This window comes from Neopusillimonas aromaticivorans (assembly GCF_030344915.1).
GTDB lineage: Bacteria > Pseudomonadota > Gammaproteobacteria > Burkholderiales > Burkholderiaceae_B > Neopusillimonas > Neopusillimonas aromaticivorans.
The window spans coordinates 48,643-66,279 of the sequence record NZ_CP128233.1 but is presented as its reverse complement, the minus strand read 5'-3'; the positions used below and the strand labels follow the sequence as shown (position 1 = coordinate 66,279).

At 53.2% G+C, this 17,637-nt stretch carries 13 protein-coding genes and 2 pseudogenes; 12 read left to right on the top strand and 3 right to left on the bottom strand.

Annotation, left to right across the window (positions count from 1 at the left end; all coding sequences use genetic code 11):
- Window positions 1–352 precede the first annotated feature (352 nt).
- The 11 genes and pseudogenes from N7E01_RS00335 (at window position 353) to N7E01_RS00290 (ending at window position 13,892) form a co-directional block, all read left to right on the top strand.
- A complete protein-coding gene (locus tag N7E01_RS00335; protein WP_289173955.1) occupies window positions 353–3,133 on the top strand; it encodes an AAA domain-containing protein in 2,781 nt (926 codons plus the stop codon).
- A complete protein-coding gene (locus N7E01_RS00330; protein WP_289173954.1) occupies window positions 3,115–3,960 on the top strand; it encodes an AAA domain-containing protein in 846 nt (281 codons plus the stop codon). Before N7E01_RS00335 ends, N7E01_RS00330 begins: the two co-directional genes overlap by 19 nt.
- Window positions 3,961–3,974: 14 nt before the next feature.
- A complete protein-coding gene (locus N7E01_RS00325) occupies window positions 3,975–4,412 on the top strand; it encodes a hypothetical protein (RefSeq protein ID WP_289173952.1) in 438 nt (145 codons plus the stop codon).
- Window positions 4,413–4,736: 324 nt separating this feature from the next.
- Window positions 4,737–6,593, top strand: coding sequence for a type I restriction-modification system subunit M (locus tag N7E01_RS00320; RefSeq protein WP_289173951.1), 1,857 nt, complete (start codon window positions 4,737–4,739; stop codon window positions 6,591–6,593).
- Window positions 6,550–7,545, top strand: coding sequence for a restriction endonuclease subunit S (locus tag N7E01_RS00315; protein ID WP_289173949.1), 996 nt, complete (start codon window positions 6,550–6,552; stop codon window positions 7,543–7,545). Before N7E01_RS00320 ends, N7E01_RS00315 begins: the two co-directional genes overlap by 44 nt.
- 304 nt (window positions 7,546–7,849) lie before the next feature.
- Window positions 7,850–8,353 carry a DUF1643 domain-containing protein gene (locus tag N7E01_RS18200; protein ID WP_434089542.1) on the top strand — a complete coding sequence of 168 codons (504 nt, stop codon included), beginning with the start codon at window positions 7,850–7,852 and terminating at the stop codon, window positions 8,351–8,353.
- Window positions 8,354–8,444: 91 nt separating this feature from the next.
- Window positions 8,445–8,969, top strand: a pseudogene (locus tag N7E01_RS00310) (type I restriction endonuclease); the annotation flags it as partial.
- A gap of 107 nt (window positions 8,970–9,076) precedes the next feature.
- On the top strand, window positions 9,077–11,545 hold the full coding sequence (locus N7E01_RS00305; protein ID WP_289173948.1) for a type I restriction endonuclease subunit R: 2,469 nt from the start codon (window positions 9,077–9,079) through the stop codon (window positions 11,543–11,545).
- Between the two features lie 79 nt (window positions 11,546–11,624).
- Window positions 11,625–11,945 (top strand): hypothetical protein, encoded by a 321-nt coding sequence (locus N7E01_RS00300; protein ID WP_289173946.1) that lies wholly within the window; start codon window positions 11,625–11,627, stop codon window positions 11,943–11,945.
- Complete coding sequence (locus N7E01_RS00295; RefSeq protein WP_289173945.1) at window positions 11,920–12,273, top strand: hypothetical protein; 354 nt, start codon at window positions 11,920–11,922, stop codon at window positions 12,271–12,273. The genes N7E01_RS00300 and N7E01_RS00295 overlap by 26 nt, the downstream gene beginning before the upstream one ends.
- A 47-nt stretch (window positions 12,274–12,320) precedes the next feature.
- Window positions 12,321–13,892, top strand: a complete 1,572-nt coding sequence (locus N7E01_RS00290) for a hypothetical protein (RefSeq protein ID WP_289173943.1) — start codon at window positions 12,321–12,323, stop codon at window positions 13,890–13,892.
- A 90-nt stretch (window positions 13,893–13,982) separates the two neighbouring features.
- Here N7E01_RS00290 and N7E01_RS00285 read toward each other — a convergent pair whose 3' ends face one another.
- The 3 genes and pseudogenes from N7E01_RS00285 to N7E01_RS00275 form a co-directional block, all read right to left on the bottom strand.
- Window positions 13,983–14,477: an ATP-binding protein gene (locus N7E01_RS00285; protein WP_289173941.1), complete on the bottom strand. Its 495-nt coding sequence runs from the start codon at window positions 14,475–14,477 to the stop codon at window positions 13,983–13,985.
- 12 nt (window positions 14,478–14,489) lie between these two features.
- A pseudogene (locus N7E01_RS00280) lies at window positions 14,490–15,854 on the bottom strand (IS5 family transposase); the annotation flags it as partial.
- A 77-nt stretch (window positions 15,855–15,931) separates the two neighbouring features.
- Entirely contained in the window at window positions 15,932–16,984 is a 1,053-nt protein-coding gene (locus tag N7E01_RS00275) for a helicase HerA domain-containing protein (protein ID WP_289173939.1), read from the bottom strand.
- A 67-nt stretch (window positions 16,985–17,051) separates the two neighbouring features.
- Here N7E01_RS00275 and greB point away from each other — a divergent pair, with 67 nt between their 5' ends.
- The gene (gene greB / locus N7E01_RS00270; protein ID WP_289173937.1) at window positions 17,052–17,621 is read left to right on the top strand and encodes a transcription elongation factor GreB; all 570 of its coding nucleotides are present in this window, start codon (window positions 17,052–17,054) and stop codon (window positions 17,619–17,621) included.
- Window positions 17,622–17,637 lie beyond the last annotated feature (16 nt).

Below are 17,637 nucleotides of genomic sequence, written 5' to 3'. Positions count from 1 at the left end.
GGAAAAAACAAAGTTTCGGAACGACGCTTCGCCACCCGTTGCTTGTACAGGTATGCGAGGTCACTCTCAACCCGAAAACGTTCGCGTTGGAAGTGCGACCGCGTGACGCGGAGCCTCGCCTCGAGGTCGATTGCTATTTGGAAATGGACATCCCGGGTGTCTCTGCACTTGAGGCATTCTGGAAAAGCACCACGGCCACAGGTGCAAATAGGCCTAACCCTTTTGAACCTTCAACGTACGAAGGGGTATTGAAAGCAGCCGTCGGTCATTTGGACCCGTCAGGCATTTACGAGGAACGAACGGCCGATTTAGCCCCTCCGACCCCAGACGAGCATCTCAAAATAACCAATAATTGGGTGCTTTTGGGCGCAAGCGCTCAGGGGACATATTCCTCGAGGACGTACGTCGCATCAAGAAGAACATCGAAGCAAACCCAACGGTGCCGGAAGTTATCCAGAGTTTTGTGAAACATGGGGACGAGACGGTCAGGCCACGGCCCGCGCAGCCCTTCCGAGGACTGTCGTCGAGCGACAGTCCGGCTGGAGCGTTTGAGCTTTACTTCCCCATGCCCTACAACGATGAGCAGGTGTCCATCGTACAGAAGCTCGAGAACAATGATGGTGTAGTAGTTCAAGGCCCACCCGGAACCGGAAAGACCCACACGATTGCTAATGTGGTTTCGCACTACTTGGCACAGGGTAAGCGCGTCTTGGTCACAGCGAAAAGTGAGACAGCACTGGCTGTTCTTCGAGAGAAGTTGCCGGAAAGGATTCGCCCGCTGAGTGTCGCGTTGCTCTCCGACGAGCGCGACGGTATGAAGCAGTTCGAGCACGCTATTCAGACCATAGCTACTAGCGTGGCCACGCTTAACCCCGCGCGCGCTGAAAGTGCCATTGCGGTCGCGGAAGAGAAACTGAATCAGCTGCACGCCAAGATTTCTCGCGTCGACCAATCCGTCGCTGCATATGCGGAAAAGCATATGCAGACATATTCGTTCCAAGGACGCGATGTAACGCCCGAGGACATGGCGAAACTCGTTGTCGAGCAGGCCGAGGAGCATGATTGGTTCGATGACGAGCCGCCTCCTTCCACAGATGGCTCCCTCCCGTTCGATGATGGCGATATCAGCGTCCTACGCCAGGCACGTATAAAGGTCGGAGTAGACCTGGCGTATATAAACGCGACTTTGCCGGCGCCCTTACTCTTCCCTAGCTGGGAAGTCGTGCTTGGACTTCATCGTGACCTCGTTAAGGCCCAAGCGATTGACGCCAGCGTCCTCACTGGAGGTGTGCTTCCGCTAGTTGATGCCCGCATCGAAACTTTTGAGAAGGCACAGGCGCTCATATTTTTCCTCGATGAGCGGGATACCCTTAGACGAAAGCTCTCCAACCCTCCGGAATGGGTCAATACCCTGCGCGAACGGATGGCTCATGTGCAGCCGGACGACCCCATATGGATGGCATTGCAGCAGGTCTGCGCTGAACTGAAAGTGCTCGAAGAGCTCCGCCGTGAACTCCTGCCAAAGGCAGTAGAACTACCAGCGGGAGCTGAGACGAACCAAGATTTCAATGACGCGTTGGTGCGCCTAGTTGCGGGCAAGAGTGCTTTTGGGATGCCCTTCGGGAAAGGGGAGGCGCGTAAGCTCGTCCAGGCGGTTAAGGTTCTTGGGGCCGCTCCGAAATCTGTTGACGATTGGAAAACTGTCAAACGCCTTACTACGTGGCGCCAAGATGTTCGTGTGTTGCTTGCCCGGTGGAATGCCCTGGCCACTGAGTTCGGCCTTGAAGCCGCCGGTTTGGACATTGACATCGCGTTCCGTGGTGTCGTTCAGGCTCAAGTCATCGTTGAGGACACGCATCGGCTCCAGTCCGAGTTTGATGCCGCTCTCCATGACCGCCTCACAGAGGTATTTGGTCGAAACGTTGCTGAGAAGTTCTTTCATGGCGGCGAGGATTACATATCGGAAGTGGCTGCAAGCCTGAGCGCTCATGTCGATAAAGGGCGCCTGGGCTATGCCAGACTTCGAGTCCATGAACTTTTGAAGAGTCTCCAAGGGTGTAGTGGTGTCATTGTCGACGAGCTACACGGTTTCATTTCTGAGCAGATAGGGAGCCAATCGGCGGAAGAATCCCAGTTGGAAAAGACCTGGGAAAGCACACGAGCGGAGCTTGAACGGCTCTTCGGTCTGCGTTCGTCGCTGGATGAAATCCAGCGCGTGGCTTCGATTTTGGAAGAGGCTGGGGCTTTAAAGTGGGCAATGCGCGTTCGAACCGAACCAGCTATTCGGGATATGGACCCCATCGTGCCATCGAAGTGGCGCGAAGCCTGGAATTGGCGACAAGCTGATATTTTCCTAGAGCGCATCGACGGCCACAAGACCTTGCGCGACTTGTTTGAGGAACGGAAAACCCTCACAAATACACTTGCTCGGACATATCAGGACCTCGTTGCCGAGAAAACATGGCTGGGTGTGTACAACAACTCGCCAGATAGCGTGCGTCAGGCGCTTCAGGCCTACCTCAATGCGGTCCAGTCCATGGGGGCGGGTACAGGCGTTCGTGCCGTACGCCACCGTAAATCGGCTCGTGAAGCAATGTCGCGCGCCTATATGGCCGTTCCCTGCTGGGTTCTGCCTCAGTGGCGTGTATCCGAAACCATTCCTCCCGAAGTCGCCTTATTCGACCTTGTCATTATTGACGAGGCGTCACAGTCTGATATTTGGGCGCTGCCTGCGTTGCTGCGAGGCAAGAAGCTACTGGTCGTTGGAGACCACAAGCAGGTGTCACCGACGGCGGTTGGTACCGCCGAGGAAAAAATCAAAGAGCTCGTCAATCGCCATCTGAACAAGCAGCCGCATGGTGCCCAGATGACTCCTGACAAGTCTATTTATGACTTGGCGCGAGTCGTATTTGCTGGCAACTCAGTGATGCTACGAGAGCACTTCAGGTGTGTGCCTGCGATTATCGAGTATTCGAACCGGGAGTTTTACGAAGGTGACATCAAGCCTCTACGTGTTCCCAAGGCGAACGAACGGCTAGACCCACCGCTAGTGGATGTTTTTGTGAAGGAGGCTTTCGCAAGGGCGACATTAATCCTCCCGAAGCCGAAGCTATCGTGGCAGAAATTGAACTAATTCTCGCCGATGAGCAGTTCGATGGACGAAGCATTGGCGTCGTTACGCTGTTAGGTTCTAAGCAAGCTGCTCACATTCAAACGCTTATCAGCACCCGGATACCGCAAAAGGATGTGCTGGCACGACAGATTACAGTGGGGCACCCTCCGGTCTTCCAGGGAAGAGAGCGCGACATCATGATGGTGTCTATGGTGCTAGCGCCCGGGGACCGTGCGGCGGCGAATAAGCTTGATATACAACAGCGGTTCAACGTAGCTCTCTCACGTGCTCGCGACAGAATGTACTTGTTCCGCTCCGTGTCCGAGACCGAATTCCGCGAAGACTCCTTGAATGCTCGGCTCATCCGGCACTTCCGTAAGCCCTTTGCGCAGGATGGGAACAAAGTTCAGTTGCTGCGCGAGAAGTGTGAGTCTGAATTTGAGTTTGAAATGTTCGATGAGCTGGTAAAGCGGGGATATCGAGTTCAGCCACAGGTGCTATGCGGCGGCTATCGAATAGATTTTGTCGTTGAAGGCAACGAAGGTAGACGGCTCGCCATAGAGTGCGATGGAGACCGGTTCCATGGTCCCGGTCAATGGGCTGATGACATGATTCGTCAGCGCGTTCTGGAGCGCGCCGGCTGGACCTTCTGGCGTTGTTTCGCGTCCAGCTTCGTTCGGCGTCGTGAGGAGGTCATTGCAGATTTGCTGCAGGCCCTAGAGCGACTCGGCATTGAACCTCTTGGCGCAGATTCTGTGGACAGCACAACCTGGGTTCACAGTAAAGAGGTAGACCCCTTTGGCGTCGACAACGAGTCGGAGGCCCCTGAGCAAGAGGCTGTGGCATGAGGTCCCGGCCGCTTATGCAAAAAGGCATCGTTGACCTGGAGAAGATGTTCTCTGACGCGCAGGGCGACCCCGTCGTCTTGCGTCAGTTGAAGGCCGAGCTCAAGCATCGCAAGCTGGCAAGAGCTTTCACGTTGTTGAAGAAGGTCGAGGCCGCTCTGGCAGAGGTCCAGCAACAATCTGGAACGGAAACAGAATCAACTGAAAAGTCGGTCGTCTCCAGTATTGAAGGCGCGCCTCCTCGCGGCAATTCCAAGGCGTCTAGGGAGCGAGGCGGAGAAAAGGGGTCTATTGAACTCCTGATTTTCCCTTCACCGCCTGAGGTGAAAACTCGTGATTCAGCTGCAGGCGGTGAACGCGCAGACAGTCGTTCGACGCAGCGGGGAGCCGTCTTATTAACACTAGAGGAGTCGTACCGCGCCCTGGGGTTGCGCCTGCGTCGTCGTGGGAAGTGATTGAGCAAGCCCGCCGGATGCTTGTAGAGCGGTCGCGCCCCGACCTTGTTGCTGAAATCAGCGAGGAACAGCGAGAAAGGGCTCAGGCAGATGCGCGTCGTGCAAACCAGGCTTATACCGTGCTGGCGAGAGTTCGCATGACGTCGCAAGATGCGCAATCCGCTCAAGCAGAGGAGTCAATTCCCGGTAATTCCTCTTGAATACATCTTCAACAGACTTAGCCCGCGATGGGAAGGCGAAGCCAATGAATCGTCAGTGTAGGGCTAAAGGTTGACTCTACACCTGTACAGAAAATAATCGGCATAGATAACGCAATTACAAGGCATGGCACAGAATTTCTCAGAACTCGCAAATTTCATCTGGTCGGTGGCCGACCTCCTGCGCGGCGACTACAAGCAGGCCGATTACGGCAAGGTCATCCTTCCCTTCACGCTGCTGCGGCGCCTCGATTGCGTCTTGGCAGACACCAAGAAGGATGTGCTGGCGGAATACGACAAGCGCAAGGACTCGGGCGTCAACTTGGACCTTGTCCTCCCGCGCAAGAGCAAGCAGTCTTTCTATAACGTGAGCCCCTTCACGGTTCCCGGCCTACTGGATGACCCCTCCAACATCCGACACAACCTCATTGCTTACATCGGTGACTTCTCCGCCGACGCCAGGGACGTGTTCGAGCGCTTCAAGTTCACAGACCGCGTCGCTGAGCTGGATGAGAACGACCTTCTGTACCTGGTTACCCAGAAATTCACGGAAATCGACCTGCATCCATCTGTCGTACCGAACGAGACCATGGGGCTTGTTTTCGAAGAACTTATCCGAAAATTCAGCGAGGCCTCCAACGAGACGGCAGGGGAGCACTTTACCCCGCGTGAGGTCATCAAGCTCATCGTGCATTGCCTGTTCGCGGGCGACGACGAAGCGCTGTCAAAGCCTGGCGTTATCCGGTCATTGTATGACCCCACCGCCGGTACCGGCGGCATGCTTTCAACGGCTGATAACGAGATTGTCGGCATCAACAGCTCGGCGAAGCTGGTTCTCTTTGGGCAAGAGCTGAATCCTGAGTCCTACGCCATCTGCAAAGCTGACATGCTTATCAAGGGTCAGGACCCGAAGAACATCGTCATGGGTAACACATTGTCGGCAGACGGCTTCGCCGGTCAGAAATTCGACTACATGCTCTCGAACCCTCCCTTCGGTGTTGACTGGAAGAAAGTGCAGTCCGCCGTCAAGGCCGAGCACGAAAAAGGATTTGCCGGCAGGTTCGGTCCTGGCCTTCCTCGTATCTCTGATGGTTCGCTGCTGTTCCTCATGCACCTTGTGTCGAAGATGCGCCAGGCCTCTGAAGGCGGAAGTCGCATCGGCATTGTCTTGAACGGCAGCCCTCTGTTCACGGGTGATGCAGGCTCCGGCGAATCCGAAATCCGGCGCTACCTTCTGGAGAACGACCTCGTTGAGGCCATCATCGCGTTGCCGAATGACCTGTTCTACAACACGGGCATTGCGACCTACATCTGGCTGCTTGATAACACGAAGAAGCCTGAGCGCAAGGGTAAGGTGCAACTCATTGACGCAACGCGTATGTACGAAAAGCGCCGTAAGAGCCTTGGTAGCAAACGCGTTGAAATCACCGACGAGCAGATTGCGGAAATCGTGAAGGTCTACTCCGAGTTCGAGCACGATGCGTCTTTCACGCTGGAGTATCAAGAACCCGTAAAGAACGGTGGCTCGGAGACACAGAGTGAGCCCGAACCACCTCGCAGCGTCTCCAAAGTATTCGAGAATGCGTTCTTTGGTTTCCGCAAGGTCACCGTAGACCGCCCCCTCGAGCCAGGAAAAACGGCGAAGAAACCGAAGAAGGGCGAGAAGCCTTACGACCCGGAGCTTCGCGACACTGAGAATATTCCCCTGACTGAGGACGTCTCTGCCTACATGAAGCGCGAAGTCTTACCGCACGTCTCCGATGCTTGGGTGAACGAGACCATCTGCGACGAAAAAGATGGTCTGCCCGGCAAGGTCGGCTACGAAATCAACTTCAATCGTTATTTCTATGTTTACAAGCCGCCGAGGGCGCCTGAAGTCATCGCCGCTGAAATCAGGGAAATGGAAGCAAAGTTCCTTGAACTCATGAAGGGGTGGTGGCGTGATATCACCGGCAGCGCCATATCTGACCCGTATTCCAGATGATTGGCAGGTTACCCGAACTAAATATCTTTTTAGGGAGCGTAATCTCCGGTCCACGGAGGGAAACGAAGAGCTTTTCTCGTTAAGCAAGGCTCGGGGATTATTGCCACGCTCTGAAATTACAGACAAAGTCGAACGGGCTGATACGCTGGAAGGCTATAAGAGATTTCTTCCAGGGGATTTGGTGATGAACAAAATGCAGGCGTGGAATGGAGTTTTTGGATTCGCAGACGCTCGAAGCGGAATTGTCAGCCCGGATTACTCAGTTTTTGAAGTAACGGCAGACATCGACCCGAGATTTTTTGCGTATATTTTTACGACAGATTTGTATGCGGGGGTTTTCGGTCAGCTTGCACGAGGAATGGGGACCGCGTTTCTCCGACTGAATACGGATGAATTCGGAAGTGTTGATGTGCCGCTGCCTTGTAAGACAGAGCAGCAACGTATCGCCAACTTCCTCGACGAGCAGACGGCGCGGATTGATGCTTTGATTGCAGGGAAGGAGAAGCTGCTCAAGAAGTTGAAAGAGTATCAATACAGTTATGTTTCGCAGCTTATGACCAGGGGCCTCGAAACAGACGGGTCCGTGAAGTACTCGGGATATCCGGAGATTGGCGATATACCGCTTCATTGGGATGTTAAGCGATTGAAGTTCCTTGGTCAGGTCCGTTCGGGGGTAGCCAAGGGCAAAGACCTTGGAGACAAAGAAACGGTACTGCTTCCGTACCTACGTGTCGCAAACGTACAAGACGGATACGTTGACTTGTCGCAAGTGCTGGAGATTGAAGTCGGAAGCAGCGAGGTCAGCCGTTACTTACTTCAAAAGGGAGACGTGCTGATGAACGAGGGGGTGACAACGACAAACTCGGTCGGGGAACCGTATGGGAAGGCCAGATTGACCCCTGTATTCACCAAAATCATGTTTTTGCGGTTCGTCTCTTCGACTCGTCTCTAGCGTCTTGGGTAGCCAGGTTCACTTCTACCGATGCTGCACGCTCATATTTTTTTCTACGCTCAAAGCAAAGTACCAACCTCGCTTCAATCAATCAGTCTAATGTGCGGGAATTGCCTGTGCCTGTCCCTCCGGAAAAGGAGCGGGAGGCTATCTTTACAGAGGTTGAGCGAATTACCGCTGTAACCGCAGGAATGGTCTCTCATGTGGAGCAGCACATCTCTATGCTTAAAGAATACCGTTCTTCGTTGATTTCAGCCGCCGTGACTGGCCAAATTGACATCACCAATTACCAGCTAGAGGCGGCGTGACGGTTAAGCAGCAATTACAGAGTTCCGCAGCGTTTTCTCCTTGCAGAACGTATCGCTATAGCTTGTGGCGTCGTTGGGGCGACGAATCTCTCGGATATGTCATGTTTATTGGATTAAATCCAAGTACAGCCGATGAGGTAGATGATGACCCTACCATTCGTCGATGCATCGGTTACGCTCGAGACTGGGGTTACGGAGGGTTAGTGATGACAAACCTGTTCGCGTACAGGGCGACTAATCCTGCGGATATGCGGGCTGTAGCAGAGCCTGTCGGGCCCGATAATGACCAACACCTTTTGAACTTTGCCCGTGATGCAAAAATTGTTGTAGCCGCATGGGGCAACAATGGCGCTCATCTCGGACGTGATAAATCGGTTAGCAACCTGATTCCATCACTTCACGTGCTTAAGGTGACTGCAGCAGGGCAACCAGGTCACCCTTTGTACCTGTCAAAAGCGCTTCGACCGCAGCTATGGCTCAGCTGTGCAAATCAAAGTTGACCATTGATAGACGGATAGCGGCGTGACGCTAGACGAACTGAAGCGGGGAATAGTCCTACCGCCACTGAAGAATAAGCAAGAAGGGTTGGAGATGGCCGGACTATCGAACGTACACACTGAAAAAGTCTTTGAAAACGAGCTTTGCGACCATCTGGCCGCTAACGGTTGGACCGTCCTCACGCATCCGAAGGAAGCCGCCTCATATAGCCGCGAGCTCGCCTTGTTTCCAGACGACCTCCTGGCTTTCGTCCAAGATACACAACCGGCAGAGTGGGCCAAGTTCAAGAGGTGGCACAACGGCCAATCTGAATCGATGTTCGTCAAGCGCGTAGCTGAGCAACTGGACAAGCATGGGACTCTGCATCTGCTACGGCATGGATTCAAAGACCGTGATGCCAAGTTTTTCCTATGCCAGTTCCGGCCCGCGCACCAAAAGAACCCGCAGTTGTGGGCCTGGTACGAACAGAACCGCCTGACCGCAATACGTCAGCTGCACTACAGTCTGCACAATGAGAACAGCATTGACCTGGTGCTGTTCCTGAACGGCATCCCAGTGTCCACAGCTGAGCTCAAGACGGACCTCACGCAGAACATCAAGGATGCCATCCTGCAGTACAAGAAGGACCGGTTGCCAAAGGATGCCAAATCCAAGGAACTGGAGCCTCTGCTGCAATTCAAGACCTGGCTCTTGTCCACTTCGCGGTTTCGACCGACGAAGTGTTCATGGCGACAAAGCTCGATGGCGAGAAAACGTATTTTCTGCCGTTCAACCTTGGGCGTCCTGACGGCATGGGCGGCGCCACCGCAGGCAACCCGCCGGCGCCAGAAGGGAAAGGCTACCCAACTTGGTACCTCTGGGAGCTTGTCTGGTCGAAAGACGTCTGGCTGGACATCCTGGGCAACTTCTTGCACCTTGAGGTCAAAACCGAGGGGGATGCCCAAACCGGTAAGAAGAAAACCAAGGAAACGCTCATCTTTCCTCGCTTTCACCAACTTGATGTCGTTCGCAAGCTCATCGATACGGTCGCGCAGGAGGGCGCAGGGCAGGTGTACCTTGTCCAGCACTCGGCCGGGTCTGGCAAATCTAACTCCATCGCCTGGTCCGCCCATAGGATGGCCAACCTTCACGATGCTGCGGATACCAAGGTATTTGACTCGGTCATTGTCATCACAGACCGCCGTGTGCTCGACAAGCAGTTGCAGGAGACTATCAGTCAGTTTGAGCACAAAACAGGCGTAGTCCAGAAAATCGACAAGAACAGTCAGCAGTTGGCTGAGGCCCTGATGAAGGGTACGCCTGTTGTTGTCACCACCATCCAGAAATTTCCCTTCATCTTGGACAAGGTGAAGGATATGAAAGACAAGCGCTTTGCCATCATCGTCGATGAAGCGCACTCCAGTCAGTCGGGCACGGCGGCTCAGAAGCTGCGCAAGGCCTTGACGACAGGGACAGGTGAGGAACAAAAGCCGACGATTCAAGTTGACCTTGATGGCGAAATTGTTCAGGTGACCGGAGACGTTGAGATTGATTCCGATGACGTGACCACTGAGGATGTCATCAACGAGGTAATGGCGTCCCGCCAGCGCCCTGAGAACGTCTCGTACTTCGCTTTTACTGCAACCCCCAAGGGCAAAACGATGGAGCTCTTTGGGCGTGAGAACCCACAGACGGGCAGGCCCGAGCCGTTTCACGTGTATTCGATGCGCCAGGCCATCGAAGAAGGGTTCATTCTCGACGTCTTGAAGAACTACACGTCTTATCGGATGTTTTACAAGTTGGGTGCTTTGTCCGATGAAAAGCTGGTTCCCCAAGGGAGGGCCAAAACGGTACTTGCCCGCTATGCGAACCTGCACCCCCATAACATCGCGCAGAAAGTGGTAGTCATTGTTGAACACTTCCGTGAACACGTAGCCGCGAAAATAGGTGGAAAAGCCAAGGCAATGGTCGTGACCAGCAGCCGTAAGGCTGCCGTGCGCTACAAGTTAGCGATTGACCGCTACATCAAGGAGCGTGGCTACGACAAGGAGTTCCGCACGCTGGTCGCATTTTCAGGAAAGGTCGAAGACCCTGAATCAGGGCTAGATGACTTCACTGAGGCCAACATGAACCCTGACATCGGAGGCGGTGAGCCTTCTGAGGCCTTCAAGAGGGATGAGTACCGAATTCTCCTGGTGGCCAATAAGTACCAGACGGGTTTTGACCAGCCCTTGCTGCATTCGATGTATGTCGACAAGCGTCTCTCAGGCGTCTTGGCAGTCCAGACCCTTTCGCGCCTGAATCGAACCTATCCTGGCAAAGAGGATACGTTCGTGTTGGACTTCGTGAACAAGCCTGATGAGATTCTGGAGTCTTTTAAGCCCTACTACCGTGCGGCAGAGCTCGAGGACGTGACAGACCCGAATATCGTTCATGAGCTCCAGGTCAAACTGGACCAGGCCGGCGTCTACTACCCTGCTGAGGTCGACGGCTTCGCGGAGGCGTTCTTTGACCCAAAGCGCAAGCAGGCTACGCTGCACCAATTCCTCAAGCCAGCTGCAGACCGGTTCTTCCATGGGCTTGAAGAGGATGCCGCCGAGCAGTTCCGGCGCGATTTGGGCACATTCTTGCGGCTCTATGACTTCCTTTCACAAATCATCCCGTATAACGATTCCGACCTAGAGAAGCGCTACGCGTTCGGAAAGCACCTGATGCCCCGTATCGCCGAACATTTCACGGATAACACCGTTGACCTGGATTCCGACGTTCGCCTCACGCACTATCGCCTTCAAAAGCTCGGTCAGCAGACGCTCGACCTTGCGAGCGGAGAAATCGTAAAGCTGCAGCCGATATCAGAGGCCGGTTCAGGGAAAGCCGCTGAGGACGAAAAGAAGCCGCTGGCGGAAATCGTCGAGAAGATGAATGACTTGTTCTCAGGTGACCTTTCAGAGGCTGACATGGTTGGATATGTCACGACCATCCATGGCAAGCTCATGGAAGATGAAACCCTTGCAGAGCAGGCAGCCAACAATACGGAAGAGCAATTCCGCATGGGTGACTTCAAAGACCGCCTTACTGACATCATTCTGGATGGGCAGGAGGCGCACAACTCGATTGCGGACCAATTGCTCAAGGATGAGCGGGTTTTTGCTGCTATGCAGGGAATGCTAGCAAAGATGGTGTATCAGGCGTTTGCTAAAGAACGAAGCCAATAGACGGCACTAAGTCATATTCTTCCATGCGACGAGTGATACTCGGGTTGGAAATTCTCTAGAACAAAATTTATATAAATAGATGGCAAAGAAGAATCTTTCTCCAGAAATTGTTTCCTTGATTCATCATGTAGAACTGAATGAGTCAGGTTGGTGGAAAAAAGCGGTATCGCAAGTTGTTCGGGGAGTATTGTGGCAAAGTAACAGTTCCTTATCTCAGCAGCAAATCCAGGATGCGTTGCATCACGAATTGGGAATCCGTCTGTCGGGCGATATTCTCGTAAGCCAGCTAACAATGCTGTCTTCTCAAGGCTCAGTGGTTACGCTGCCCGGCGGCTGCTATAAGCTTTCAGAGCAAGCTCGACAGCAGTTGTCTGATGCTCGAGCCCAGTGCAGTGGCTGAGCAGGAATCTTGTAATCAACAGTTTTTAAGATTTTGTGAGCAGCATTGCCCGAGCTTAGATGCTGAAGTGGTGTGGAAGGAATTTAGTCGAGCATTACACAGTGCCATACATGTGACAGGAGCAAATCTTTACCATTTGCTAGCAGATGGGACTTTAGAAAGGGATGTCGATTGGTTGGCTTCCTTTTTGTCTAAGTTTAATGGTGAAGAGGAGAAAGAGGGGCTGCGCAATGTTCTGGAAGCTTTTTTGCACCAACCAATAGTGATTGCCGTAACCAGATTCTTCGGTTGCTTTCTGCCCACTTCTTTGCTGAGGCATCACAACTGAACTCGGAAACGATTTCTTTATTAGAGCGTGACAGAAAGTCTCGTACTATGAAGGTTGTCCTCGATACGAATTTCATATTTTCAGTGCTGGGATTACACGACAATCCCGGGGACGACTCGGCACTATCTTTGGTCGAGATGGCTAGAAATGTACGCGATAAATTAGATATTAGATTTTATGTTTTACCGGGAACGTTAGAAGAGGCTAAGCGTGTATTAATACGACAGGTGGAAAAGATATCTCGTATCCGGACTACCAAAGCCATGGCTCGCGCAGCTGTTACGCAACCATTGCCGAGTGTTGCTAAGAAATTTTTTGATGCGGCAAAGCGAATTCCGGGGCTGACGGCTGAAACATTCTTTCAGCCGTACATTGACGATTTGCGGACTATCCTACAGGGAAAGGGTATCGCGGTACTCGAGGCCCATCCTGCAATTTACAATCAACGTCAGGATGTAATTGATGATGTTCAAGATGAGTTAAGCCGGGAGGAGCTTGAGCTTCCTGAACATAAACGTAAGGGGTACGAGACCCTGTTGCATGATGCTGTACTCTGGCACGCTGTTCGAGACCGGAGAAAATCAGATTTAGATGCACCCTTTGAGGTTGAGTTTTGGGCTGTTTCCATTGATTGGAGATTAATGGCTTTTGACAGAAAAAAGCGATTTGAGAATGCCTCCCGACTTCCGGTTGTTCTTCACCCAAGTAATTTGGTGCAACTTATTCAGTTTTGGGTGCCAAGAAATAAAGAACTGGATGACAGCCTTGTTGATGCGTTGCGACTTCCTTTGTTCTTTCAATCATTTGACCCCGAGGATGAACGGGCGACTGTTAAGGTTCTTGAGTCAATATCTAGATTTGAGAACGTAGAAGACCTTCCTGAGCAAACTATTAAATTGGTTCTGGCGAATAAGGTCCTAAGGGGGCGTATTCAGGAGGCGGACGCATCAAACGATGAGGTATTTGAGCTAGTGCGGGAAGAGCTGTTAGAGGAGCATAAAAAAACCGTTTCCCAGCTTGAGGCGGCCAAGAGTACAGCATTGTCTTCGAAGCAGGAATTAGAAGTCGAGCGTGCTGAGCGCATGGTGACTGAACAAGAACGGAATGCTGCGGAGGAAGCGTTGAGGAAAGCTAATGCGCACAAGGAGGAGATGGAGAGCAGGATTTCCCATGAAAAGGCTGCGCGAGAGTTAGCCGAAGGGCATGTTAAGTCACTTCAGGACGCCATTAATAATCAAAATACTTCGTTGGCTAACATCGAGAGTCGCTTGGAGAGACAGAGATATATTTGGTTGTTCGTGGTGATTCCCCTTGTAATAGGAGGCGTGGCCAGTGTTCTGTTTTATGCTTATGGCATTGAATTGACTTCTTGGCTCGGTGATAATTGGGCAAAATGGGGTGTTGTGCTCGGTATATTTTTGCTGCCAGCCGCACTTGCTTGCCTTATCTCCCCTTGGTATTGCTCTCAGAGGCCGTCTTTGTTGAATTGGAGATTTTCCCAATGGGTTGGCCGTGTAGGAAGGAAGGGGATATTGGCACCAGTGCTGGCGGCAAGCTCCGCGATATTTAATGGTGGAGTATGGGATTGGGTGAAAGCCTTGACGGGATTTAATGTGTGATTAGAATATTAAGGCTGTTTGGATTTCGAGAATTATGGCGTAAATCCTAGTTGGTGGACGAAGTCACTGTTGCGAACCAGAAGGGGCATATCAAGAGACGCCCCATGATGCAAACGCTCCGTCGTCAGAACGCGGTCGCGGTGAAGCATCCGGTGCGCGAAGCATTGTTGGCATCGAAATGCTTCCTCCGAAAACAACTGCCGTTTGACGGGCTAGCCCGGCAATACGTTTAATATCGCGACGGTCGGCCCATTCACTTGCTGTTTGCACCGCGTTGAGGTCTTTTTCTGATGTAAGTCGGAAGGTTACCCAGTTGTTGCATTGTGAAAGAACAGTAGGTGAAATTTCTGAAGGACGTTGTGTACTGAGCCAAAGTGCCAAACCAAATTTCCGCCCCTCCTTAGTCCAACCTGATTTATTCATTTTGGCCGAAAACGACCGCTCAACACGCCGCGTCATGCCGTCACCAGCGCACGTTTCATGACACTGCTCTGGCGATTTGAGCGGTCGGTATTCCCCAACCACGCCAATATCGTCAAAAATGCGTTCTGAAGGCTGCCTTTTTTCAGGCGCAAAAAAACGCATGCAAGAAGGCTACCCCTTCTTGGCAATCATGCGCAACAACCATTTGATGTTGTAACCCGCCGCACACAACACGGCATGCAACTTGTCGCCGTCTTCACCCTTAAGGTGGCAGCGATCCATCCGGTGATCCGCTTTCAAATGACCGATGATCGGTTCAATGGCCTGACGGCGTTTCAGTTGCTTTCGTTCCAACGCCGTCAGCCTTTTGGGTTTGCCCCGATGCACAATGCGCATCTGCGGATTATCGGCATCCACGCCCCGGTAACCCAGGTCTACAAAGACCGTGTCGGGTGCCGGCGCACAGTCTTGCATCAGAATCGTGGCCTGTTCAAGCTGCTCATTGAGCGTATGCCCATCGTACGGATTACGATGAAACGCCCGTGCGCCTACGATCAAATTGCCCTTGAACGTGCTGGCAATCCCGACCTTTACACCGAACTCATAGGGCCGACGCGCTTTACCCTTGCTGATGCAGTCGACTTCCGGGGCGTGCCAGGCGTACAGCTTGGGCTGGCCTTTGACGCTCTTGCGCTGAGCGCTTTGGGCCGCGATACGATTTGCCTTGTTCAAGACCTGATCCAGGGCGGCGCGTACCGCCTGACCGAGCACATTGGCCTTGCGATCCATCTCACGCGACAAGCGACCCACAATGGTTCGTTGACGTTTAATGGCCCGGCGCATGCGTTTGAACTGGCGGGCATGGGCATAACGGCCCGCCTGGCGGCTCAGTTGTGCACCTTCTTTGGCAAAGGTTTGCTTGAGCGAAATGCCCACCGCTTTGGCGGCATCCACCAGTTTGATCCGCGCGGTCTCTAACAGGCGGCTGTCCGTGGGATGTGCAATTGCCTTCTCCTGCACGGTGCTGTCCACAATCACGCGGCTCAACTCCTGGGGCTTGATCAGCTTGAGTTCGACGGCCACGTTGATGGTCTGTGCCAGCAACTCTTCAACCCCTTCTTCGCCCAACAGCTTGCGAAACTTGACCAGCGTGGTGGCGTCGCAGGGACGGTGGTGTTCGAAATACGCCTGACCCGCAAAGAACTGCCATGTTGGGGTTTCACCCCAACGCTCAACCACGCCCTCATCCGATTCGTTGAACGCATGCTTCAGATACAGCAGCGAAATCATGATCCGAAGCGGCACACGTGGGCGACCCGCGTTGCTGCGCGAAGACTGACGCTGCGGCTTCTCGCCAAACAAATCCAGGTCCGGCATCGCGACCCCCGTGTGGGCTTTACGAACAAACAGATGGGCCACCCGTGCCTCAAGTTCTTGCCATGGCATGCGCGAGGACAACACCGCCAACGGATGACGAAGGTCAATCATCTGATCAATGCGAGAACGGAAAAAATCATCGGTGGCAGGGCAGGCAAACATCGAAATAAAACTCCCAGAAAATAGCCTCTATTGGACAACAAACCGGGAGTTCCGGGTATCGGAAATTGCCCCAATCTTCAATGTTTATGCGGGTTACGGGGATTGTTCAGGGCCGACTCCTTAGCAAGTCGCTCGTACGCTAATGAGTTCGTGCTGGCATCTTCGCCAGAGCCAATCGGTCTCATATAGTGGTGAGCCTCTTCGAGAACCAGTAAGGTGGGCGAAGCTTCTCGTTGCCCCCTGTGAAACAGCTCGTATGCATACAGCTCAAGCAGTGAGCCTAAAATGAACGGCGTCAAATCGTGGGAAACATGGCGTAAATTGATGATATGCACGCGCCAATCTACTTCTTTACCACCGAAAATGCGTTCCACCAGCTTGCTGGACTCGGTAGTCCACGACAACGAGTCTCCTATCCCTGCCCCTCCGTCAACGTCAACCACGTCTGTAAACATGGGGTCTTCGGATAACCTGTGGATACGCGTGACCAAAGGAGAAATATTCGAATATGGAAAGCTCGAACGCTCAGGTCCATTTCTGCCAGGCTGTATTCCGTGGCTCTCTGCAATTAGAGCCGCTAATGCTGCCATGTGAGGCCATCGAGTGACAGGCGTTGCCGTACCGGCCCTAATCGTTTGAATCCGATTTGCTGCCTCCCTCGCACCATCTTGGCGGCAGTCATCAAAAAGGAATGCTCGAGTGTCGCTTGATAATCCCGCTCCTTTTTCCAAAGGGAACCATTGCACCTTGTTAAGATGTTCGAGCGCAAACGATAAAGCAGGCCGTTGTGTCTTCTCACTGGGTATTAATAAGCGATGTAGACCGAACCTTCCCAGCGCGTAGTACGGGATTTTGAAGGAGTCCGATTCCGTGCCACCTAAAGTCGTTTGCTTTACAGCTCCCTCCGGGAGCTCAGGCAATTCGAAAGCGTCTGGGTACTCCCCATTGATATCAAAAATAACAATACGAGCACCGGGTAGGCGCACTATTTGTTGCAATACCGCTGCGGTGAAGCAACTTTTTCCTTGGCCGGAACTACCCAGGACAGCAACGTGCCGTGAAAGCAGGTCCTGCACGCCGACACGTAAAGAGCCACCGCCGCGCAGGTCTACCCCGGTACCCCCAGGCATTTAATACAGGCGTAATTGACGATTACGCTAACATTGTCCCTTAATTGCAATTTTGACCGGTCACCCCATGAGCAAAGCGTTTACCAAAGAATCTGACAACGACGATGATGACGATCTGGGCCCTGAAGCGGTGGCCTTGCCCCAGGGCACCAAAAATTACATGACCGTTCAGGGTTACGAGCGTTTGCGTGCCGAGTTGGCCCATTTGATGACGGTCGAGCGTCCCGAAGTGGTTCAGGTCGTGTCCTGGGCAGCTTCCAACGGTGATCGCTCTGAAAACGGTGATTATCTGTACGGTAAAAAGCGTTTGCGTGAAATTGATCGTCGCATGCGCTTCCTGACCAAACGCCTTGAACAGGCCGAGGTTGTCGACCCGTCGCAGCAGCCCAACCGCGATCAGGTCTTCTTCGGGGCCACCGTGGTTTATTGCGACAAAGCGGGTGAAGAGCATCGGGTCACGATTGTCGGCGTGGACGAGGCCGAACCGTTGCAAGGGAGAATCAGCTGGATTTCACCTGTCGCGCGTGCACTGATCAAGGCCCGCGAAGGCGATACCATTACCTTGCGCACTCCTGCGGGCATTGACGAACTCGACATTCTCGAGGTCAGCTACCCGTTGCCCGGCCCGGCTTCCTGAGGTTTGTCAGCAGTCG